Below are 20186 nucleotides of genomic sequence, written 5' to 3' on the forward strand. Positions count from 1 at the left end.
GCTGTGTTGTGGCGCGTATAATACTGATTTCTAAGGATTATTCAACACCTTATTTGAAATAAATCAGAAATAACGCGTTGGGTCCGTAATTCCGGCCGCTTGGAAGCCTTCTGCGCGCAGTCGGCAGCTGTCGCATTTCCCACAAGCGCGGCCGTCATCGTCTGCTTGATAGCAGGAAACAGTCAGCGAGTAATCGACGCCAAGTCCTACGCCAGCCTTCACGATATCGGCCTTGCTGAGGTTCTGCAGCGGCGCCAGGATACGGAAGCCCTGCCCCTCTACGCCGGCCTTGGTCGCCAGGTTGGCCATACGCTCGAACGACTCGACGAACTCTGGGCGGCAGTCCGGGTAGCCGGAATAATCCACCGCGTTAACGCCGATAAAGATATCGCGGGCATTCAGCACTTCTGCCCAGCCGAGGGCCAGGGACAGGAACACGGTGTTGCGCGCCGGTACATAGGTGATCGGGATGCCTTCGCTGGGCGCTTCCGGCACCTCGATGCTGCTGTCGGTGAGGGCCGAGCCGCCGATACCGTTGAGGTTCAGACCAATGACCTTGTGCTCGGCCACCCCCATTTCGCGGGCGATGCGGGCAGCGGCGTTCAGCTCGGCGCGATGGCGCTGGCCGTAGTCAAAGCTCATGGTGTAGCAGGTATAGCCTTCAGCCTGCGCCATGGCCACCACCGTGGCGGAGTCGAGGCCACCGGACAGCAGGATTACTGCGCGTTTTTGATCAATCGGTTGGTCGGTCATTTCAGCGTCCTGGCTCGTCGTTCCAAAGGTATTTATGCAGCTGCAGTTGCAGACGGACCGGCAGGTTATCAGCCACCACCCAGTCGGCCAGGTCGCGTGCGTTCAGGTCGTGATGGCTTGGCGAGAACAGCACCTCGCCCGCGCGGCGGTCCAAACCATACTGAATCAGCTTGGAGCTCGCCCAGTCGTAATCGTCGCGCGAACAGATCACGAACTTGACCTGATCGTTGGCTGTCAGCAGGTCCAGGTTCTCGTAGAGGTTGCGATGCGCCTCTTTGGAGCCCGGGGTCTTGAGGTCGACCACTCGGCTCACACGTGGGTCCACAGCGGAAATATCCAGGGCGCCGCTGGTTTCCAGGGACACCTCGTAACCTGCGTCACACAGCTGCTTGAGCAAGGGGATGGCGTTGGGTTGCGCCAACGGCTCGCCGCCTGTCACGCAGACGTAGCGCGGCCGGTAACCGGCAACCTGCTCCAGGATGTCTTCAAGGGTGCGCACGGTGCCGCCACTGAAGGCGTAGGCGCTGTCACAGTACTGGCAACGCAGAGGGCAACCGGTCAGGCGCACAAACACTGTGGGCAGGCCGGCCGTTCGCGTTTCACCCTGTAACGAGTAAAAAACTTCGGTGATGCGTAATGTGTCTTGCATAGTCGCCACGGGCGTAACAGCTAAACAGGCTGTCCGCCTCCGTCAGGCACTTCAAGGAATTGCGCCAACGCGTCAACCCCAGGAAGCGTGTTTCATAAAAGGGCGTGGATTCTAACGAAAAAACCCGCGCCAGGCGCGGGTTTCTTCTAAACGGACTGTATCGCTTACAGGCGCTGCAGGTCGCGTTGAGCCAACTGCGCAGCGGAAGTCCCCGGATACTGGGCAACGACCTGCTGCAGAATGCCTTTGACCTTGTCGGTGTGACCCAGGCGGCGTTCTACGTCAGCGAGTTTGTACAGTGAATCCGGCACCTTGGCGTGCTTGGGGTACAGCTGGCTGACCTTGGCAAATGCCTGGCCTGCCCCCTGCAAATCACCCTTTGCCAGGTTTACCTCACCCAGCCAGTACTGGGCGTTGCCCGCATACTGACTGTTTGGGTAACGACCGAGGAATGCGGTAAAAGCCTTGCTGGCCTTATCGAAATCCTTGGCTTTGATCAGGTCAAAGGCTGCGTCGTAATACAGTTTTTCCTTCGCCGGATCACCCGGTTCACTGCTGGCTGCAGGGGCTGCGGCCCCTGCTGCTGCTCCACCGGCGGCGGCACTTGGCGCGCCACCGGCAGAAGAATTATCAGGAGTAGCGGCAGGTGTAACGCCGGCTCCTATACGTCGATCAAGATCCTGGTATCGCTCCAGGCCTTCTTGCTTCAGCTGGTTCACTTGATTCTGCAGAACTTCAATGGCGCCTTGTTGCTGCGACAATTGATCCTGCATGCGTTGCAGCTGGTTGAACAGTTCGCCCTGTGCCGAGGGAGCGGACGTAGCCGCCCCCCCAGCATAGGCGCCGTTCGTGCCATAACCCGCTGGCGGATAACTGCTCCCGCTATTGTTATAGCCTGAGTTGCTATCTTCCACAGGAACCGCAGCCCACACCGCAAGCGGCGCGAGGCTGAGAGCCAATACAGTTAGAGCACGACGGCACGTTCGCATGACGAATTACTTACGCAGTTCGACGCGACGGTTTTGAGCCCAGGACTGCTCGTCGTGGCCAGTAGCAACTGGACGCTCTTTACCGTAGGAAACCAGTTCCAGTTGGCCTGGAGCAACACCTTGCAGTACCAGGTAGCGCTGAACGGCTTTCGCACGACGCTCGCCCAGTGCCATGTTGTACTCGCGAGTACCACGTTCGTCAGTGTTACCTTCCAGAACAACGCGAGCGCCGTTAGCTTTCAGGTCTTTCGCGTGAACGTCCAGAGCGCGCATGGCTTCTGGTTTCAGGTCCGAACTGTCGTATTCGAAGTAGAAAGTGGTGATTGCGCGCAGAGCAGCTTCTTCGCTCAGGGAGCCGTCAACTGCACCAGTGTTAGCGCCGTAACCAGCGTTTGGATCAACAGCTGCGCCTTCACCGGCATTGTCGCCGCCTTTAGACGAGCAACCAACGGCTACGGACAGAGCCAGAGCCAGAGCAGCAAACTTACCAAACTTCAGCATTTCCATCGTGAAACTCCTAATGAACCCCAGTGTGTTAAGCAAATCATGTAGCGCCGCGTCAGTTCAGGTAAGGGGACCAGGATGGTTCTCTGACTTCGCCTTGTGCGGTAGGAAGCGGGAGCCTTACGCGTCCATTAATGGACACGAGCATCAAGACTCCCCGGCCCTGCTGGCGGGTGGCGTAGATTACCATGGTGCCGTTGGGCGCAACAGTGGCTGACTCATCAAGGTTGGTATCTGTAAGGATTTTTACGGTTCCGCGCTGCAAATCCTGGGCCGCAACCCGGAAATTAGTGAAACCATCCTGACGGTGAATCATCACCAACGTCTTTTCATCAGCCGAAAGCTTAGGGTTGGCGTTGTAGTTACCAATAAAGGTCACGCGTTCCGCGCCACCGCCACCCACGCTCGTTTTATAAATTTGAGGCTTGCCGCCACGGTCGGAAGTGAAATAGATGGTCGAACCATCTTTACCCCAGAACGGTTCGGTGTTGATACCAGGACCGCTGGTCACGCGGCTGATCTGGCGCGAAGCCATGTTCATCACGTAGATATCCGGGTTGCCGTCTTTGGACAGCACGAATGCCAGGCGCGAACCATCCGGCGACCAGGCTGGCGCACCGTTAAGGCCTTCGAAGTTGGTGATCTGCTCACGACGGCCAGTATCGATGTGCTGGACGAAGATGCGCGGACGTCTCTGTTCAAAGGACACGTAGGCAATGCGCTTGCCGTCCGGCGCGAAGCGCGGCGACAGGATTGGCTCACGCGATTGCAGCAAGGTCACCGCCCGCGCGCCATCATAGTCGGAACGCTGCAGCGTGTAGCGCGTGTTATCTACGGAGAAACGCTCAGCCGTTACATAAAGCAGACGCGTCGAGAAAGCACCCTTGATACCGGTGAGTTTTTCAAACGACTGATCCGAGATGTAGTGGGCCATGTCTCGCAATTGCTCGGCGGTGCCCGATACGCTGCCGGTCAAGACCTGCTGCTCGGTCGCCACGTTGAACAAGGTGTACTGGATCTGCAGGCGACCGCCGGCCGGCACGATGCTGCCGACCATCAGGTACTGGGCGCCTACGGCTTTCCAGTCACGGAAGATGACTTCGCTGGCCTGGGTCGGCTGGCTGATCATGTTGCCTTTTGGAATCGGCGCGTAATAACCGGAGTTGCGCAGGTCGTCGCTGACGATCTGGGCCATGTCGTCCGGCAGCACGCTGCCGCCCTGCCAGCCGAACGGTACAACAGCGATCGGGGTGGCCCGATCGCTACCGCTGGTGACCAGGATGTTCTTTTCATCCGCCGCCGCTATCCCTGCCATACAGCAAATAACGACAAGCATTCCTCGAAGAAGGTTTCTCACAAGGCTAAATCCTCAGGTGTGAATGTCATCTTGAATGAACGATAGGGAGCGAAGTCGCTTGGTTTCATTCCCTGCATCTCGGTCAACCGGCCAATATTCTTGACCGCCGCGACCGCCGAACTGTCGAACGAACCGTCACCACTGGACTTGGCCACGCTGACCGAAGTCACCGTACCGTCCGGCAACATGCCGATCTGCAGCACTACTGTCATGCCTTTGCGTGCCGAAGGTGGACGCGTCCAACCTTCTGCTGCCCGTGCCCGAATCAGGTCGTCGAAACTGCCCGCGACTTCATCGCCACGCTCATCGGCCAAGGCTTGCTGACGCTGCGGCGTGTCGGAGAGCAAATCTGCCAAGGCCTGGGCCTTTTTCTCTTCGGCGGATTTACGCGCTGCTTCCTGGGCCTTTTTCTTGGTGGCATCGGCGGCAGCTTTCTTCTTCGCGTCGTCGGCGATTTTCTTTTTCGCCTCGTCTGCTTCAGCTTTTTTCTTGGCGTCTTCGGCGGCTTTCTTCTTCGCGTCTTCGACTATCTTTTTCTTGGCTTCTTCAGCGGCCTTTTTCTTGGCCTCTTCTTCGGCAGCCTTTTTGGCTTCTTCTTCAGATTTCTTCTTGGCTATATCAGCCAATTGTTTCTCTTCAGCTTTTTTAGCTTCGGCAGCTTTCTCGGACTTTTTGGCTTCATCAGCCTTTTTCGCCTCGTCAGCCTTCTTCGCTTCGTCAGCCTTTTTCGATTCCTCGGCCTTTTGAGCCGCCTCTTCTTTCTTTTGTTCCGCAGCAGCCTTCACCGCTTCCTGCTCGACCTTCTTCTGTTCCATCTGCTCGACTTCAGTCTGGCGCGCAGCCGACTTCTGGGCCTCACCCGCAATCTTCTGATTGGTCTGGGTGGTGGCCTGACTTTTCGATTTCAGCTGATACAGGGTCGCCTGCACGATCGGCTTGGCTGGCGGCAGGTCCGGGGTCATGGCAAAGCTGACGAACAGCATGCCAAACACCAGGACGTGCAGGGCAATTGCCCAGACGCTAGGCCAGAAGTAGCTTTCCGAGGCGGACGGCTCTCGCTGTTGGTGCATCAGGGCGCCTCGGTAATCAAGCCAACGTTACCGACGCCGGCCTTCTGCAGCCCGCCCATGGCGCCCATGACGGAGCCATAGTCGACGACTTTATCGCCGCGAATGAACACCTGGGTGTGCTTGCCGCCCTCGTTGCCGGACCGGATGATCTTGGTCACGGCGTCGGTCATCTGCGGCAAGGTCATGGCCTTGTCCTGCTGTTTCTGGGTGTCGACTTCGCTGCCAAGGTTCCAGTAATAGGTCTTGTCAGCCTTGATCGAAATGGTCAGGACCTGAGTGTTGTTGTCTTGCGGCAAGGCTTCGCTGGAAACCTTGGGCAGATCAACCTTCACGCCCTGATTGAGCATCGGCGCGGTCACCATGAAGATCACCAGCAGCACCAGCATCACGTCGATGTAAGGCACTACGTTCATCTCGGCGACCGGCTTGCGCTTTTTGCGAGCTCGAGCGATTAAAGCCATTGGGAATTACCTGCTTATTCTTCGCTGGTGTGCACTTTACGGTGCAGGATCGCCTGGAATTCGTCGGCGAAGGTGTAGTAACGGCTGATCAAGGTTTCACCGCGCGCGGCGAAGCGGTTGTAGGCGATTACCGCCGGGATCGCAGCGAACAGGCCGATCGCGGTGGCGACCAGGGCTTCGGCGATACCCGGGGCCACGGTGGCCAGGGTCGCTTGTTGGGCCTGGGCCAGGCCGCGGAAGGAGTTCATGATCCCCCACACGGTACCGAACAGGCCGATGTACGGGCTGACAGAACCCACGGTGGCGAGAAACGGCAGGCTCTGCTCCAGCTTCTCTTCTTCGCGGGAGATGGCCACACGCATGGCACGGGCCACGCCTTCCATGACCGCTTCCGGGTCGACGCCCGGCTGCTGGCGCAGGCGGGAAAATTCCTTGAAGCCGGCACGGAAGATCTGCTCGACGCCCGAATCCGGGTCAGGGTTGCTGCCAGCCTGGCGATACAGTTTGGACAGGTCGATACCCGACCAGAAGCGCTCTTCGAAGCTCTCCAGGGCTCGTCGACCGGCACGCAGCAGGTTGCTGCGCTGAAAAATCATGACCCAGGATGTAACCGATGCGGCTAACAGGATCAGCATCACCAGTTGAACCACGACACTGGCATTACTGACCAGGCTCCACATGGAGGAATGGTCGACGACGGTAGGTTCCACGCTAAATCTCCTGCTTTGATTGTTTACCCGCGCCGCTCACGGCAGCAAAGGCCGCACGTAGAGTTTCGGGAATGGCCCGAGGTTTCAAACTATTGGTGCGCACACACGCCACCAGAAACTGCCCCTCACAGAGCAGCGTTGCATCCGTAGCCCGCCTGACCTGCTGTTTAAAGCGCAGGCTGACCCGGTTCAATTCGATTACTTCAGCGCTGACCAGCAGCTCATCGTCCAATCGCGCGGGTGCGTAATAACGCGCCTCGCTGGAATGCACGACAAACAACAGGTCCTCTCCTGCCAGCTGGGATTGGGCAAAGCCCAACTCCCGTAGCCGCTCGGTTCGAGCCCGCTCCATGAACTTGAGGTAGTTGACGTAATACACGATGCCGCCAGCATCGGTGTCCTCGTAATAAACGCGACAGCGATGTGCGAACGACTGATCCCCATTTTGCGCGCGCATACTCTAGTGCTTACTCCTCAGGTTGCCAATCCGCTCAGGCAACTGTTTTTTCATTCGCTGAAACATTTTCACTGACTGAATGACGACGCCAGCCACTAGGACAGCACAAACCTCGAATAAATCGACGAACAAAGCGCTTTTAATCGTCCACTGCATCGAGGAATTCGTCTACTACAGGCATCTCGCCCAATCGTGAGGGAATGTTTAGCCCAAAGTGCAAATAGGCATGCCGGGTAACCACCCTGCCCCGCGGCGTGCGCATGATGTAGCCCTGCTGGATCAGGTACGGTTCCAGCACATCCTCAATGGTATGGCGCTCTTCACTGATGGCGGCCGCCAGGCTGTCCACGCCCACCGGGCCACCGTCGAACTTCTCGATCATGGTCAGGAGTAGCCGTCGATCCTGGTGATCGAAGCCGTGCTCATCCACGTCCAGCAGGTTCAACGCCAGGTCGGCCACAGGCTTGGTGATATGCCCCTTGGCCCGCACTTCGGCAAAATCGCGCACGCGTCGCAGCAAGCGGTTGGCGATCCGTGGCGTGCCCCGCGCCCGACGGGCGATTTCAAACGCGCCTTCGGGGTCCAGGGGCAGGCCAAGAATGCCGGCCGAACGGCTGACGATGGTCGCCAGGTCTGCGGTGCTATAGAACTCTAGACGTTGGACGATGCCGAAACGGTCTCGCAACGGGTTGGTCAGCATGCCCGCGCGCGTGGTCGCGCCCACCAGGGTGAACGGCGGCAGGTCGAGCTTGATCGAGCGGGCCGCGGGGCCTTCACCGATCATGATGTCGAGCTGGAAGTCTTCCATCGCCGGGTACAGCACTTCCTCGACGATGGGCGACAGCCGGTGGATTTCGTCGATGAACAGCACGTCGTGCGGTTCGAGGTTGGTCAGCAGCGCCGCCAGGTCGCCCGGACGCTCCAGCACCGGGCCGGAGGTGGACTTGATCGACACCCCCATTTCCTGGGCGATGATGTTGGCCAGGGTGGTTTTACCCAACCCCGGCGGGCCGAAGATCAAGGTGTGATCCAGGGATTCACTGCGTCCACGCGCAGCCTGGATGAACAACTCCATCTGCTCGCGCACCGTGGGCTGGCCGATGTAGTCGGCCAGGCTCAGGGGGCGGATGGCGCGATCTTGGATTTCTTCACGGTCACGGGGGCCGGTGGCCGCGATCAGACGATCAGCTTCAATCACTTAAATCATTCCCTTCAGGGCTCGGCGGATCATGTCTTCGCTGCTCAGGTTCTTGTCCTTGATGGCCGACACCGCTTTGCTGGCTTCCTGCGGCTTGTAGCCCAGGGAGATCAGCGCGCTGACCGCATCGCTTTCGGCACTGGCCACCTGACCCGCCGGCTGGTTCGGCTGGTTCGGCACCAGGGCGAACATGCTCGGGGCGACTTCCCAGGCCTTGAAACGGTCCTTGAGCTCCACCAGCAGGCGTTCGGCGGTTTTCTTGCCGACCCCCGGCACCTTGGTCAGCGCCGAGGTGTCCTGGGCCGACACCGCGCGTACCAGTTCGTCCACTTCCAGGCTCGACATCAGCGCCAGGGCCAGTTTCGGCCCTACGCCATTGAGGCGAATCAATTCGCGGAAGAAGTCGCGGTCACGCTTGCCAATGAAGCCATAGAGCAGTTGCGCATCTTCGCGCACCACAAGGTGAGTATGCAGGGTCAATGGCTCGCCAACCGACGGAAGGCGATACAGGGTGGTCATGGGCACTTCCAGCTCATACCCCAGCCCGTTGACATCCAGAATCAGGTGCGGCGGCTGTTTCTCAGCCAGGGTGCCGCGCAAGCGTCCAATCACGGTTCAAATCCTTAAGGCTTGGGGTCAGATCGAGGCCTGACCGGAAATAACGATTGCGCCGATGCTATCAGAGACGTAGCCGCCCGCCACGACTGCGTGCCGCCCCCAGGCCGTGAGGCAGCAGGCTGGAACGGGTGTGCGCGTGGCAAATGGCGATGGCCAGGGCGTCGGAGGCGTCGATCTGCGGCTTGGAAGTGAGTTTGAGCATGTGCATGACCATCATCTGCACCTGTTCTTTATTGGCCGCACCGGTGCCGACCACGGCCTGCTTGACCTGGGTGGCGGTGTACTCGGCGATTTCCATGGCCTCTTCGGCACCGGCCACGATGGCGGCGCCACGGGCCTGACCGAGCTTGAGGGCCGAGTCGGCGTTTTTCGCCATGAACACCTTTTCGATCCCCATCGTCACCGGTTTGTAGGTCTGGATCACTTCACGCACACCGCGATAGACGATCTGCAGGCGCTCGGCCAACTCGCCCGAGCCAGTGCGGATACAGCCCGAGGCAACATACACGCAGCCGCGCGGGGTGTGTTGCACCACGCCAAAGCCGGTGATGCGCGAACCGGGGTCGATACCTAGGATTAAAGTCATAACGCCTGCAGGTCGGGTAAACACAATTTTTGATACAGGGAAGATCCAATGTGGGAGGGGGCTTGCTGCCGATGGCGGTGGTTCAGTCGATTTATAAATGACTGACACACCGCCATCGGCAGCAAGCCCCCTCTCACATGTTGATCCACATCGCCCTTCAGCCCAGTTGCTCGGCTACCGACTCTGGAATGTCAGCATTAGAGTAGACGTTCTGCACGTCATCCAGGTCCTCAAGCATATCCAGCATCTTCAGCACTTTCTGCGCGCCGTCCAGGTCCAGTTCGGCGCTGGTGGTCGGCAGCATCACGATTTCCGCGTCGGTGCCTTTGAAACCGGCGGTTTCCAGCGCGTTACGCACCGCATAGAACCCGGCGAACGAGGTGAACACGTCGATGGAGCCATCTTCATTGGTCACCACGTCGTCAGCATCCGCTTCCATCGCGGCTTCCATCAACGCGTCTTCATCCACATCCGGCGCAAAGGAAATCTGGCCCTTGCGCTCGAACAGGTAGGCCACCGAGCCATCCGTGCCGAGGTTGCCACCGCACTTGCTGAACGCGTGGCGCACGGCCGCGGCGGTACGGTTGCGGTTATCGGTCATGCACTCGACCATCACCGCCACGCCGCCCGGGCCGTAGCCTTCGTAGGTCAGCTCGACCATGTCGTCGGTATCGGCCGCACCGGCGCCACGGGCCACGGCGCGGTCGATGATGTCGCGACTCATGTTGGCGCCGAGGGCCTTGTCCAGCGCCAGGCGCAGACGCGGGTTGGAGCCCGGGTCACCGCCACCCTGGCGGGCGGCGACGGTCAGTTCGCGAATCCACTTGGTGAAAATCTTGCCTTTCTTGGCATCCTGACGCTCTTTGCGGTGCTTGATGTTCGCCCACTTGGAATGGCCAGCCATAACACAACTCCGAAATTCTCTAGAAACCTTATCAACCCCGCCCCTGGCGGGATACAACCCTTGTAACGCAAAGGCGCATCCGAAGATGCGCCTTTTTGACTGCGTAAAACCTTATCGCGCTTTCACGCAGCGGCCTTACTCAGCCTTCGGCGCCTCGCGCAGGCGGATATGCAACTCGCGCAGTGCCTTGGCATCCACAACACCCGGGGCCTGGGTCATGACGTCCGCAGCGCTCTGGGTTTTCGGGAAGGCGATCACTTCGCGGATCGACTGGGCGCCGGTCATCAGCATCACCAGACGGTCCAGGCCGAAGGCCAGGCCGCCGTGGGGCGGTGCGCCGTATTTCAGGGCGTCGAGCAGGAAGCCGAATTTCTCTTCCTGTTCCGCTTCGTTGATGCCCAGCAGACGGAATACCGCTTGCTGCATTTCCTTGCGGTGGATACGGATCGAACCGCCACCCAGCTCAGTGCCGTTCAAGACCATGTCGTAGGCGCGGGACAGAGCGCCCGCCGGGTTGGCTTCGAGCTCTTCTGGCGAGCACTTCGGCGCGGTGAACGGGTGGTGCAAGGCGCTGAAGCTGCCGTCGTCGCTCTCTTCGAACATCGGGAAGTCGACGACCCACATCGGCGCCCACTTGCAGGTCAGCAGCTCCAGGTCGTGGCCCAGCTTGATCCGCAGCGCACCCAGGGCTTCGCTGACGATCTTGGCCTTGTCGGCGCCGAAGAACACGATGTCACCGTCGACCGCGCCCACGCGATCGAGGATCACATTGAGGTTGGCTTCCGGGATGTTTTTCACGATCGGCGACTGCAGGCCTTCAACGCCCTTGGCGCGCTCGTTGACCTTGATGTACGCCAGGCCCTTGGCACCGTAGATGCCGACGAACTTGGTGTAATCGTCGATCTGCTTGCGCGGCATGCTCGCGCCGCCAGGCACGCGCAGGGCGGCGATGCGGCATTTCGGGTCGTTGGCCGGGCCGCTGAACACCTTGAAGTCGACGTCCTTGAGCTGGTCGGCCACGTCCACCAGTTCCAGCGGGTTACGCAGGTCTGGCTTGTCGGAACCGTAGCGGCGCATGGCTTCTTCGAAGGTCATGTGCGGGAATTCGCCGAATTCCAGGTCCAGCACTTCCTTGAACAGGTTGCGGATCATTTGTTCGGTGATGCCCATGATCTCTTTTTCATCGAGGAAGCTGGTCTCGATGTCGATCTGGGTGAATTCAGGCTGGCGATCAGCACGCAGGTCTTCATCACGGAAGCACTTGGCGATCTGGTAGTAACGGTCGAAGCCGGCCACCATCAGCAGTTGCTTGAACAGCTGCGGCGATTGCGGCAGGGCGAAGAAACTGCCGGCGTGGGTACGGCTCGGCACCAGATAGTCACGCGCGCCTTCCGGAGTGGCACGGGTGAGGATCGGGGTTTCGACGTCGAGGAAGCCGTTTTCATCGAGGAAGCGGCGGATGCTGGTGGTCATGCGCGAACGCAGACGCAGCTTCTCGGCCATTTCCGGGCGACGCAGGTCCAGGAAGCGATAGCGCAGGCGGGTTTCTTCGCCAACATCGGAGTATTCGTTCAGTGGGAACGGCGGGGTTTCCGACTCGTTCAGCACTTCCAGTTCGTAGCCCAGCACTTCGATCGCGCCAGAAGCCATGTTCGGGTTCACCGCACCGGCCGGACGCAGGCGTACCTTGCCGGTGATCTTCACCACGTATTCGCTGCGCACGCGGTCGGCGGCGGCGAAGCTCTCGGCGCGGTCCGGGTCGAACACCACCTGGGCCAGACCATCACGATCACGGATATCGAGGAAGATCACCCCGCCGTGGTCGCGGCGACGGTGAACCCATCCGCAAAGGGTGATTTCCTGACCTTCCAGGGTCTCGTTCAGTTGGCCGCAATAATGGCTGCGCATCATGGTAGTGGTTTCACTTCTCGTAATTCGAAATTCGGTGGCAGGCTTGGCCTCAGTCACCGCACATAAGTCAGGGGACGGATAATGCAGGAGCCTGCGCGTAGAGTTCAACTCAGTCTGCTTTGTCGCCGCCCGCCAGATTCTTCTTCGAGCCGGTCTTGAAGTCGGTCTCGTACCAGCCGCTGCCGCTCAGGCGGAAGCCCGGCATGGACAACATCTTTTTAAGCTGCGGCGCCTGGCAGGCTGGGCAATCGACCAGCGGCGCGTCGCTGATCTTCTGGATGGCTTCCAACTGATGACCACAGGAAGCGCATTGATAGTCGTACATGGGCATGGAGATGTCTCGGCGATCAGATCGTTACTGTGCCGCGCCTGCCTCCGGACAGAGGGCACTGCGCAGAAAGCGCTGGCAGCAGCAAAGCGCGGGATTATATCTGGTAAATCGAGGCAGCGCAGCCGGCTTTCTGCCCGAGGCCCGGCCCGCGTGCACGTTGGGCCGGCCCCGGAACCTCCGGATTACTCAGGGTTTGACAGGCAAGCACGGCCTTTCAATACGTGAACCACGCACACCACTCGGACCAGCCCGCTGAAGTTCTTCACGCCGCCATAGCGCAAATGCACTTCCCGATCGACATAAGACAACAACGCACTGACTGAACAGGCATTGAGCCTGGCTATTTCCGTGAGGATATTCCAGTAGATCTGTTCCAGCCGCAGGCAAGTGGAAAACCCATTGAGCCTTACCGATCGGGACAGCGGCCGCGCCAGCCCCATATCGAACCCTTTGACAAAGGGATCGACGTTTATCTTTTGAAAACCACAGGTCTCCATCACTCTACTACCCACTCCACGTGACATACAGCCGACACTCCATTGCCAAACAGCGGTCCATGGGTTTCTCCCATTGGACGGTGGGCCTATCAAACAGCAGGAGGACGGGGGCAGCCAGAAGACGGGGAGTTGATAGTCGTAGGACAACGCCAGGAAACACGGAGAAACAAGCGAGCGGCGCCAGGACGGCGCCACCCGGGGTCGACGTCTACTTGCTTTCGAGCAGGGAACGCAGCATCCACGCGGTTTTTTCGTGAACTTGCATACGCTGGGTCAACAGGTCGGCCGTCGGTTCATCGCTGACCTTGTCGAGCAGTGGGAAAATGCCGCGCGCGGTGCGCGTAACCGCCTCCTGGCCCGCCACCAACTGCTTGATCATCTCTTCAGCGCTGGGCACGCCCTCTTCTTCCTTGATCGAAGACAGACGCGCATAGATCGAATAGGCACCCGGCGCCGGGAAGCCCAGGGCACGAATTCGCTCGGCTATCAGGTCCACCGCCAGCGCCAGTTCGTTGTACTGCTCTTCGAACATCAAGTGCAGCGTGCGAAACATGGGGCCCGTGACGTTCCAGTGGAAATTGTGGGTCTTCAGGTACAGCACATAGGTATCGGAAAGCAGACGCGAAAGCCCGTCGACGATGGATTTGCGATCTTCTTCACTGATACCGATATCGATTGCCATGTTTATCCCCTTCAATTGAACAGCATTCATTGATCAGGTGCCGGACCACTCTAGCAAGAGTACTCACCGTGTGCAGCCCGACGCACCGAGGCGACGTGCGGCAAATCGCCCTGCTCGGCCTTGCTGGCCCGCGACGGTGAAGGCTTTGGGCGCTATAGGAAGTTTCCCGACAGCAGGCAAAACGCCTGCAACTGTCTAGGACAAGCGTTTGACGCAGAAATGCCCTGCCCCCTTGCAACGCCCGGAAATGCTTGATTTGAGTAGGCACAGCCTTTGCTGTTAAATAGGCAGCGTGTCGCTGTCGTTATTTTCTTCGGCCAGCGCATAGGCTGATACCCGCGCACGTGCTCAACGCCTCCCATTGTTCAGAAGCGAACCGTGCCAGTCAGCTCTTCCTTGTGATCCGTCTTAACGTGAGTTAATCAAAATGTTGAAAATCGTCCACCTGCTAACGGGCGTTGCAGCTTTGCTGCTGTCCTTTATCCCGAGCCTGCAGCCTGAAAGCCTGCCTTACCTGCAACAACATGACGCTCTGTACCTGGCCTTGTTCGGCCTTCTCAACCTGACGCTGGCGCCAGTGATTCCTTACTGGAACAAAGGCACGCGTCATCAACTGCAAAACCTGGTCAGTGCGCTGCTGGTGCTGACTGTTGTCGTACAAACCCTCACCCTCCTGGCGCCCATGCCTGAAGTCGGCGGCCACCCGGCCATCCTGCTCAGCCTGGTGATTGCGCTGGTCGCCATCGTTCTTCACCTGGCCATCAGCTTCTACCGTTCGTCCCCTACGGCCGCGTCGCAAAACTACGACATGACCAATCGGGATACCGGGACCGTCAAGTGGTTCAACACGTCCAAAGGCTTCGGCTTTATTTCCCGCGATTCGGGCGACGATATCTTCGTCCACTTCCGGGCCATCCGTGGCGAAGGCCATCGCGTTCTGGTCGAAGGCCAGCGTGTGGAATTCTCCGTCATGAACCGCGACAAAGGCCTGCAAGCCGAAGACGTGATCGCCGCCTTGCCGCGTCGCTGATTCCAGGCTAAGCAGTAAAAAAAACCGCGATCCGGCGCAGGCTGGATCGCGGTTTTTTATGGCGCGGCTATTAATAGTGAGGCGGCGGCGCTTCTTCTTCGGACGACTCGAACTGGCCGCCCATTTCTTCCTGACGCTTGAGCAGCGCAGTCATCTGCAGTTGCAGGCGTTCGACCGCCCGCTGCTGGGTGACCAGGATATCGTTGAGGGTTTCGATGGTGTCGTCCTGAAAGGCCAGGCGGCTTTCCAGGTCGGTCACGCGGTCTTGCAGATCCATGGTTCAGTCCTGGGTAAAGATGAAGTCGGCAGGCAACAGCTCGCGCAACCGCGCACGAATGGCAGCCACTTGTTCTTCCGTATACGGCCGCGCCGGGTGCTTGCCCCAAACTGGCGCAGGCCAGGCAATGTCGTCGCGTTTGCGCACGATCACATGCACATGCAACTGACTGACAACATTCCCCAGCGCGCCGATGTTCATCTTGTCGGCCACTAAGCCTTCGCTCAGCAATTGCGCCAGGGCCGTGGTTTCTTCCCACAGCTTCTGTTGATCTGCGACACCCAGTTGAAACACTTCGCTGATACCGTTGATACGCGGCACCAGAATGTACCAGGGGTAATTCGAGTCATTGGACAGCAGCAGGCGGCACAACGGGAAGTCCCCGATGGCCAGTGTGTCTTGTTGCAGGCGTTGATCTAAGGCGAACACCGCGGGCACTCCGTTCGGCAGGTCAGATTCTGGAGCCCAGCATACCTTCGAACGCTTGCGGCTTCACTTCGAATGCAGAAGCCAACGCACATCCCGATAAAAAACCTGCCCCCTTTCGAGGCAGGCGAATAATTGAGCTACGCTAACTCGGGCCTCACCGGGATGCACCAAAATGACCCGCCCGTGCATCAAAGAGATCCGCCAAGTACCCACCCATGAGGGTGAATCGGTAACGTTTCTCTCTGGCACGGGATTCATGCACCACCGGAGCAAGAGAATGCATGGCCGTCAAGAGCAAACAAAACGGCGTAAAAAGCCCGTGCTTATAGGTTTTTTACAGCGCAGCAAGGCTTTTCACGAAAAAATGACATTCAGTTACCGGTTTGGGCGCGCTTGTTGCATTCACACCCACATCGTCGGCAACGGCACCCTTCAGGAAGCGGGTGTTTCGCGATAAGAACAGCAGCGAGTCAATGCGGAACAAGGACGCATTCAAACTATGAAAGGGGTTTGAAAAGAGCATTGAAGTTGTCAGTCCGGTTGCATTCGGACTGTGGATTTGCGACACGGATCTAGCAATTTACGACAGCCTCGTAAAGAAGCTGAAAGGAAAGATGGGTAAGTATCGTCATTAGAGTCAGCGTGATATAACTTTACGCGGACACAAAAAAAGAAAGAGCCGCCCAGATAAAAATACAGGTGGGACGGCAGTACTCTTCCTAAAACCAAAGGAGCAAATCACGATGCGCGTGATGAAGTGGAGCATGATCGCCCTGGCTGTTTCAGCAGGCACCTCGCAGTTCGCAATGGCGTCCGCCCAGGACGACTCCAAGGGCTTTGTTGAAGACAGCACTTTCGGTATTAATACCCGTATGCTGTATTTCAGCCGCGACTTCCGCAATGAGCAACTGGGTGGCTACGATAAAGTCAACGGCAAGAACAAGAGCCGCGCCGAAGAAACCGGTCTAGGCTTCAACGCCCTGTACCAATCGGGCTTCACTCAAGGCACCATCGGTGTTGGTGTTGACGTGATCGGTCTGCTGGGCGTTAAGCTCGACAGCGGCAAGGGTCGCGCCGGTACCGGTCTGTTCCCAACCGGTTCCGATGGTCGCTCGCAAGACGATTACTCCAAAGGCGGCGGTGCGGTTAAGTTCCGCCTCTCCGACACTGTTCTGAAAATCGGCGACCAGTACACCACCGCCCCTGTGTACGCTTCCGACGACAGCCGTTTGCTGCCGGAGCTGCCGCAGGGTATCTCGATCACCAGTAACGAGATCAAGGGCCTGAAACTGGAAGGCGGTCACTTCACCTCCAGCGTAGCGCAGAGCCAGACCTACCATGACAGCCTGGGTCTGACGAAGACCGACTTTGTCGGTGGCGTCTACTCCTTCACCCCAGAGTTCACCGGTAGCCTGTACTACGCGAAAACCGAAGATTACTTCCGTAAGTACTACAGCAACCTGAACTGGACCCATGCGCTGAGCGAAGATCAGTCCTTCGCGCTGGACTTCAACATCTACGACACGAAAAGTGACGGTGAAGGCAAGCAACGCGCCTACTACGACAAAACCACCAAGCTTGATAACCGTGCATTCAGCTTGCAAGGTGCGTACACCATCGGCGCGCACACCTTCACCCTGGCAGCTCAGAAGGTTACCGGCGACGGCGACTATGGCTACGGCGTAGACGGCGGCGGCACGGTCTTCCTGGCCAACTCCATTGCCCGTTCCGACTTCAACGCCGAAGGCGAAAAGTCCTACCAGGCTCGTTACGACATCAACATGGCGAGCTTCGGCATTCCTGGCCTGAGCTTCATGACTCGTTACGTAACCGGCAGCGGCGCCCAGACCGCCGTGACCTCGAACGGCAAAGAGTGGGAACGCAACATCGAAGCCAAATACGTGATCCAGAGCGGCCCAGCAAAAGACCTGAGCCTGCGCGTCCGTCAAGCCACCTATCGTTCGTCTGACGGCGTGTACTACGGTTCGTCGTCTATCGACGAACTGCGTCTGATCGCGCAATACCCGCTGAACATCTTGTAATTGCCCGTTCGATTACAACGATGACTTAAGGCTTCGGCCTTAAATGAAAAGCCGCTCCCTTGCATGCAAGGGAGCGGCTTTTTTATTGCAGTATTATTTCAGCAGCAAAATAACTAGCAAGCTAACTAACGAGATTAACGCTCGCGCACTTGACCTGACCTGTCAGCCAAGTTAAGTGCAAATGCCTTTCATTACTTCGCCGCTGTTTCCTGCATCACGCGAATAACCCGCTGCGGAAATGGAATATCGATCCCCGCCGCTTTCAAACGATCACGTGCCAGTTCATTGAACATGAACATCACGTCCCAATAATCCGCCGTCTGGGTCCAGCACCGCAAAGACACCGTGATCGAACTATCGCCCAAGGTCGAAACTACGGCCACTGCCGCCGGGTCAGCCAATACCCGTGGGTCTTTCGCCAGTTCCAGCAGCACTTCGCGGGCTTTCTGCAGGTCGGCCTCGTAGTCCACCCCCACATCGAACACCACCTTGCGGGTCGGCTGACGGTTGGTGTTGGTGATGAGCCCGTTGGACAGGCTGCCATTAGGGATGATCACGGTCTTGTTGTCACCGGTGCGCAGCACGGTGTGGAAGATCTGGATGCTGTCGACGGTGCCGGACGTGCCCTGGGCTTCGATCCAGTCACCAATACGGAACGGGCGGAACAACAGAATCAGCACGCCGCCGGCGAAGTTCGCCAGGCTGCCTTGCAGTGCCAGGCCGATGGCCAGGGTGGCGGCACCGATCGCGGCCACGAACGAGGTGGTGGCTACACCGATCATGGAGGCCACGTTGACCACCAGCATGACCTTGAGCGCAATGTTCGCCAGGCTGGTAATGAAGTGTTGCAGCGCCAGGTCGGCGTTACGCAGGGCCAGCAAACGTCCCACACGGTGGGTCAATACGTTGATCAGCCACCAACCGATGGCCAGGGTGACCACTGCCAGCAAAAACCGGCTGCCGTATTCCATGATCATCGGCAACCACGATTCTGAGGTCTTGATCAGGTGATCCACTTCAGCGTTCAAATCCATCTACATGCTCCTGTTTACCGGGTGTGCGGCGTTATTGAGTGCCCATTACGCAATTGAGCCCGGAAGGGCTCAATGTGAGGCGCGGTTTCTGGGGCGTGGGACGTCAAAAACGTCCTCAGGTTCCCCAAAATGCCATCAGTCGCGGAAGTTATTGAACTGCAGCGGCATGTCGAAGGTCTTGGCGCGCAGGGACGCGATGGCCTCTTGCAGGTCATCACGCTTCTTGCCGGTGACGCGCACCTGTTCACCCTGGATGGCGGCCTGGACTTTCAGCTTGGCATCCTTGATATGGGCCACGATCTTCTTCGCCAGCTCCTTGTCGATGCCTTCCTTGAGGACGGCCTCCTGCTTCATCAACTTGCCGGAAGCGTAGGCGTCCTTGACTTCAAGGCACTGTGCGTCGATCTTGCGCTTGACCAGGGCCAGCTTGAGGATCTCGATCATCGCTTCCAGTTGGAAATCGGCTTCAGCGGTCAGGTTGACGGTCAGTTCCTTTTCCTTGAATTCGAAACTGCCCTTGCCTTTCAAGTCATAGCGACGGTCCAGCTCCTTGACGGCGTTCTCGACGGCGTTGGTGACTTCGTGTTTGTCCAGTTCGGATACCACGTCGAACGAAGGCATGTCATTTCTCCAATATAAGGGGCGGGCTCAGTAGAGATGGAGCGCGCCCAAGCTAAAATGCCGGAGCATTATAGCGGTTCTTTCGCCCTATTCGCTGTGAGCGACCCTACGGAGCACAAACTGATGTCGACCACCTGGCATATTCTCGGCGCCGGCAGCCTTGGCACGCTGTGGGCCACCCGCCTGGCCCGTGCCGGCGTGCCGGTGAAGCTGATCCTGCGTGATGCGGCACGCCTGGCCAGCTATCAGACGGCCAGCGGGCTGACCCTGGTGGAGCACGGCGTAGCGCACACTTATCCGATACTCGGCGAAACACCCGACAGCCCCGAGCCGATTCATCGCTTACTGGTGGCGTGCAAAGCCTACGACGCTCAAAGCGCAGTCGCACAACTGCAACCGCGTCTCGCACCGGGCGCCGAATTGATCCTGCTGCAAAACGGCCTGGGCAGCCAGGACGCCGTCGCCGCGCAGTTACCTCAGGCCCGCTGCATTTTTGCCTCCAGCACCGAAGGCGCATTTCGCGACGGCGATTGGCACGTGGTGTTTGCCGGCCACGGCTACACCTGGCTGGGGGACGCCAGTCACCCCACTGCCCCGCTGTGGCTGGACGATTTGTGCGCCGCGGGCATTCCTCACGAATGGAGCAGCGACATTCTTACGCGCCTATGGCGCAAGCTCGCACTCAATTGCGCCATCAACCCGCTGACCGTGCTGTACCAATGCTGCAATGGCGGCCTGCAAACCCATCAGTGTGAAGTCGCGACCCTATGCGCCGAACTGGCCGAGTTGCTGGAATGCTGCGGCCAGCCAGCAGCAGCGCAGGACCTGCACACGGAAGTGGAACGGGTGATCCAGGCCACGGCGGCCAATTACTCCTCGATGTTCCAGGACGTGGCCAGTGCGCGGCGCACCGAAATCAGCTACCTGCTGGGCTATGCCTGCAAAGCCGCCGCTCGGCATCGGTTGACGCTGCCGCATCTGCAACAGGTGCAGACGCGCCTCGTCGACCAACTGATTGCACGCGGATTGCCCAGCGACTGAGGCACGCGCTACCCTGCCTACTCGTCTATTACCTG

Annotated in this window: 25 protein-coding genes; 4 read left to right on the forward strand and 21 right to left on the reverse strand. The window is 58.8% G+C overall.

The window, feature by feature from the left end; genetic code table 11:
* Positions 1 to 63 precede the first annotated feature (63 nt).
* The 17 genes from queC to MOQ67_RS25380 form a co-directional block, all read right to left on the reverse strand.
* Positions 64 to 738 carry a 7-cyano-7-deazaguanine synthase QueC gene (gene queC, locus MOQ67_RS25300; RefSeq protein ID WP_448675958.1) on the reverse strand — a complete coding sequence of 225 codons (675 nt, stop codon included), beginning with the start codon at positions 736 to 738 and terminating at the stop codon, positions 64 to 66.
* A gap of 16 nt (positions 739 to 754) precedes the next feature.
* Complete coding sequence (queE, locus tag MOQ67_RS25305) at positions 755 to 1402, reverse strand: 7-carboxy-7-deazaguanine synthase QueE (RefSeq protein WP_017847133.1); 648 nt, start codon at positions 1400 to 1402, stop codon at positions 755 to 757.
* 164 nt (positions 1403 to 1566) lie between these two features.
* On the reverse strand, positions 1567 to 2391 hold the full coding sequence (ybgF, locus tag MOQ67_RS25310; RefSeq protein ID WP_046490075.1) for a tol-pal system protein YbgF: 825 nt from the start codon (positions 2389 to 2391) through the stop codon (positions 1567 to 1569).
* A gap of 6 nt (positions 2392 to 2397) precedes the next feature.
* Positions 2398 to 2898, reverse strand: a complete 501-nt coding sequence (gene pal / locus MOQ67_RS25315) for a peptidoglycan-associated lipoprotein Pal (RefSeq protein ID WP_003209827.1) — start codon at positions 2896 to 2898, stop codon at positions 2398 to 2400.
* A gap of 52 nt (positions 2899 to 2950) precedes the next feature.
* A complete protein-coding gene (gene tolB, locus MOQ67_RS25320; RefSeq protein ID WP_174555573.1) occupies positions 2951 to 4231 on the reverse strand; it encodes a Tol-Pal system beta propeller repeat protein TolB in 1281 nt (426 codons plus the stop codon).
* A gap of 17 nt (positions 4232 to 4248) precedes the next feature.
* The gene (gene tolA / locus MOQ67_RS25325; protein ID WP_448675678.1) at positions 4249 to 5322 is read right to left on the reverse strand and encodes a cell envelope integrity protein TolA; all 1074 of its coding nucleotides are present in this window, start codon (positions 5320 to 5322) and stop codon (positions 4249 to 4251) included.
* Positions 5322 to 5774 (reverse strand): protein TolR, encoded by a 453-nt coding sequence (gene tolR, locus MOQ67_RS25330; protein ID WP_161630238.1) that lies wholly within the window; start codon positions 5772 to 5774, stop codon positions 5322 to 5324. The genes tolA and tolR overlap by 1 nt, the downstream gene beginning before the upstream one ends.
* Positions 5775 to 5797: 23 nt before the next feature.
* Complete coding sequence (gene tolQ / locus MOQ67_RS25335) at positions 5798 to 6493, reverse strand: protein TolQ (protein WP_017847129.1); 696 nt, start codon at positions 6491 to 6493, stop codon at positions 5798 to 5800.
* A 1-nt stretch (position 6494) separates the two neighbouring features.
* Entirely contained in the window at positions 6495 to 6950 is a 456-nt protein-coding gene (ybgC, locus tag MOQ67_RS25340) for a tol-pal system-associated acyl-CoA thioesterase (protein WP_247400512.1), read from the reverse strand.
* A gap of 139 nt (positions 6951 to 7089) precedes the next feature.
* Positions 7090 to 8148 carry a Holliday junction branch migration DNA helicase RuvB gene (ruvB, locus tag MOQ67_RS25345; RefSeq protein WP_024077146.1) on the reverse strand — a complete coding sequence of 353 codons (1059 nt, stop codon included), beginning with the start codon at positions 8146 to 8148 and terminating at the stop codon, positions 7090 to 7092.
* Complete coding sequence (ruvA, locus tag MOQ67_RS25350) at positions 8149 to 8760, reverse strand: Holliday junction branch migration protein RuvA (protein WP_253398460.1); 612 nt, start codon at positions 8758 to 8760, stop codon at positions 8149 to 8151. It abuts the gene before it with no gap.
* Between the two features lie 67 nt (positions 8761 to 8827).
* On the reverse strand, positions 8828 to 9352 hold the full coding sequence (gene ruvC, locus MOQ67_RS25355; RefSeq protein WP_448675679.1) for a crossover junction endodeoxyribonuclease RuvC: 525 nt from the start codon (positions 9350 to 9352) through the stop codon (positions 8828 to 8830).
* 157 nt (positions 9353 to 9509) lie between these two features.
* Positions 9510 to 10256, reverse strand: coding sequence for a YebC/PmpR family DNA-binding transcriptional regulator (locus MOQ67_RS25360; RefSeq protein WP_253398462.1), 747 nt, complete (start codon positions 10254 to 10256; stop codon positions 9510 to 9512).
* Between the two features lie 135 nt (positions 10257 to 10391).
* Positions 10392 to 12167, reverse strand: coding sequence for an aspartate--tRNA ligase (gene aspS / locus MOQ67_RS25365; RefSeq protein WP_247401618.1), 1776 nt, complete (start codon positions 12165 to 12167; stop codon positions 10392 to 10394).
* A gap of 109 nt (positions 12168 to 12276) precedes the next feature.
* Positions 12277 to 12498 (reverse strand): FmdB family zinc ribbon protein, encoded by a 222-nt coding sequence (locus MOQ67_RS25370; protein WP_100938824.1) that lies wholly within the window; start codon positions 12496 to 12498, stop codon positions 12277 to 12279.
* A 182-nt stretch (positions 12499 to 12680) separates the two neighbouring features.
* Positions 12681 to 13022, reverse strand: coding sequence for a ribbon-helix-helix domain-containing protein (locus MOQ67_RS25375; protein ID WP_247401619.1), 342 nt, complete (start codon positions 13020 to 13022; stop codon positions 12681 to 12683).
* Positions 13023 to 13203: 181 nt separating this feature from the next.
* Positions 13204 to 13677: a Dps family protein gene (locus MOQ67_RS25380; RefSeq protein ID WP_104902566.1), complete on the reverse strand. Its 474-nt coding sequence runs from the start codon at positions 13675 to 13677 to the stop codon at positions 13204 to 13206.
* 427 nt (positions 13678 to 14104) lie between these two features.
* Here MOQ67_RS25380 and MOQ67_RS25385 point away from each other — a divergent pair, with 427 nt between their 5' ends.
* On the forward strand, positions 14105 to 14707 hold the full coding sequence (locus MOQ67_RS25385) for a cold-shock protein (protein ID WP_276194623.1): 603 nt from the start codon (positions 14105 to 14107) through the stop codon (positions 14705 to 14707).
* Between the two features lie 70 nt (positions 14708 to 14777).
* Here MOQ67_RS25385 and MOQ67_RS25390 read toward each other — a convergent pair whose 3' ends face one another.
* Together MOQ67_RS25390 and MOQ67_RS25395 are read right to left on the reverse strand one after the other, a co-directional pair.
* On the reverse strand, positions 14778 to 14984 hold the full coding sequence (locus MOQ67_RS25390; RefSeq protein ID WP_017847119.1) for a SlyX family protein: 207 nt from the start codon (positions 14982 to 14984) through the stop codon (positions 14778 to 14780).
* A 3-nt stretch (positions 14985 to 14987) separates the two neighbouring features.
* Complete coding sequence (locus MOQ67_RS25395) at positions 14988 to 15413, reverse strand: HIT domain-containing protein (RefSeq protein ID WP_321848831.1); 426 nt, start codon at positions 15411 to 15413, stop codon at positions 14988 to 14990.
* 172 nt (positions 15414 to 15585) lie between these two features.
* On the opposite strand from MOQ67_RS25395, the gene MOQ67_RS25400 reads away from it, so the two are divergent.
* Positions 15586 to 15870: a hypothetical protein gene (locus MOQ67_RS25400; protein ID WP_448675680.1), complete on the forward strand. Its 285-nt coding sequence runs from the start codon at positions 15586 to 15588 to the stop codon at positions 15868 to 15870.
* A gap of 286 nt (positions 15871 to 16156) precedes the next feature.
* Positions 16157 to 17455, forward strand: coding sequence for an OprD family porin (locus MOQ67_RS25405; RefSeq protein WP_448675681.1), 1299 nt, complete (start codon positions 16157 to 16159; stop codon positions 17453 to 17455).
* Positions 17456 to 17646: 191 nt separating this feature from the next.
* Here the strand turns inward: MOQ67_RS25405 and MOQ67_RS25410 are convergent, their stop codons facing one another.
* Complete coding sequence (locus MOQ67_RS25410) at positions 17647 to 18489, reverse strand: mechanosensitive ion channel family protein (RefSeq protein WP_253398469.1); 843 nt, start codon at positions 18487 to 18489, stop codon at positions 17647 to 17649.
* A gap of 135 nt (positions 18490 to 18624) precedes the next feature.
* Positions 18625 to 19110, reverse strand: coding sequence for a YajQ family cyclic di-GMP-binding protein (locus MOQ67_RS25415; protein ID WP_247401629.1), 486 nt, complete (start codon positions 19108 to 19110; stop codon positions 18625 to 18627).
* Between the two features lie 123 nt (positions 19111 to 19233).
* Here MOQ67_RS25415 and MOQ67_RS25420 point away from each other — a divergent pair, with 123 nt between their 5' ends.
* A complete protein-coding gene (locus MOQ67_RS25420; RefSeq protein ID WP_448675682.1) occupies positions 19234 to 20151 on the forward strand; it encodes a putative 2-dehydropantoate 2-reductase in 918 nt (305 codons plus the stop codon).
* The last annotated feature ends 35 nt before the right edge of the window (positions 20152 to 20186 follow it).

Source organism: Pseudomonas sp. LY-1 (assembly GCF_053502595.1).

Coding starts and splice junctions, on each gene's coding strand:
- MOQ67_RS25380 (WP_104902566.1), bottom strand. CDS start 13,677: ATGGCAATCGATATCGGTATCAGTGAAGAAGATCGCAAATCCATCGTC.
- MOQ67_RS25420 (WP_448675682.1), top strand. CDS start 19,234: ATGTCGACCACCTGGCATATTCTCGGCGCCGGCAGCCTTGGCACGCTG.
- pal (WP_003209827.1), bottom strand. CDS start 2,898: ATGGAAATGCTGAAGTTTGGTAAGTTTGCTGCTCTGGCTCTGGCTCTG.
- MOQ67_RS25405 (WP_448675681.1), top strand. CDS start 16,157: ATGCGCGTGATGAAGTGGAGCATGATCGCCCTGGCTGTTTCAGCAGGC.
- tolA (WP_448675678.1), bottom strand. CDS start 5,322: ATGCACCAACAGCGAGAGCCGTCCGCCTCGGAAAGCTACTTCTGGCCT.
- MOQ67_RS25360 (WP_253398462.1), bottom strand. CDS start 10,256: ATGGCTGGCCATTCCAAGTGGGCGAACATCAAGCACCGCAAAGAGCGT.
- aspS (WP_247401618.1), bottom strand. CDS start 12,167: ATGATGCGCAGCCATTATTGCGGCCAACTGAACGAGACCCTGGAAGGT.
- MOQ67_RS25410 (WP_253398469.1), bottom strand. CDS start 18,489: ATGGATTTGAACGCTGAAGTGGATCACCTGATCAAGACCTCAGAATCG.
- MOQ67_RS25400 (WP_448675680.1), top strand. CDS start 15,586: ATGACCCGCCCGTGCATCAAAGAGATCCGCCAAGTACCCACCCATGAG.
- tolB (WP_174555573.1), bottom strand. CDS start 4,231: ATGCTTGTCGTTATTTGCTGTATGGCAGGGATAGCGGCGGCGGATGAA.
- ybgF (WP_046490075.1), bottom strand. CDS start 2,391: ATGCGAACGTGCCGTCGTGCTCTAACTGTATTGGCTCTCAGCCTCGCG.
- MOQ67_RS25385 (WP_276194623.1), top strand. CDS start 14,105: ATGTTGAAAATCGTCCACCTGCTAACGGGCGTTGCAGCTTTGCTGCTG.
- queE (WP_017847133.1), bottom strand. CDS start 1,402: ATGCAAGACACATTACGCATCACCGAAGTTTTTTACTCGTTACAGGGT.
- MOQ67_RS25390 (WP_017847119.1), bottom strand. CDS start 14,984: ATGGATCTGCAAGACCGCGTGACCGACCTGGAAAGCCGCCTGGCCTTT.
- ybgC (WP_247400512.1), bottom strand. CDS start 6,950: ATGCGCGCGCAAAATGGGGATCAGTCGTTCGCACATCGCTGTCGCGTT.
- MOQ67_RS25415 (WP_247401629.1), bottom strand. CDS start 19,110: ATGCCTTCGTTCGACGTGGTATCCGAACTGGACAAACACGAAGTCACC.
- ruvC (WP_448675679.1), bottom strand. CDS start 9,352: ATGACTTTAATCCTAGGTATCGACCCCGGTTCGCGCATCACCGGCTTT.
- MOQ67_RS25375 (WP_247401619.1), bottom strand. CDS start 13,022: ATGTCACGTGGAGTGGGTAGTAGAGTGATGGAGACCTGTGGTTTTCAA.
- MOQ67_RS25370 (WP_100938824.1), bottom strand. CDS start 12,498: ATGCCCATGTACGACTATCAATGCGCTTCCTGTGGTCATCAGTTGGAA.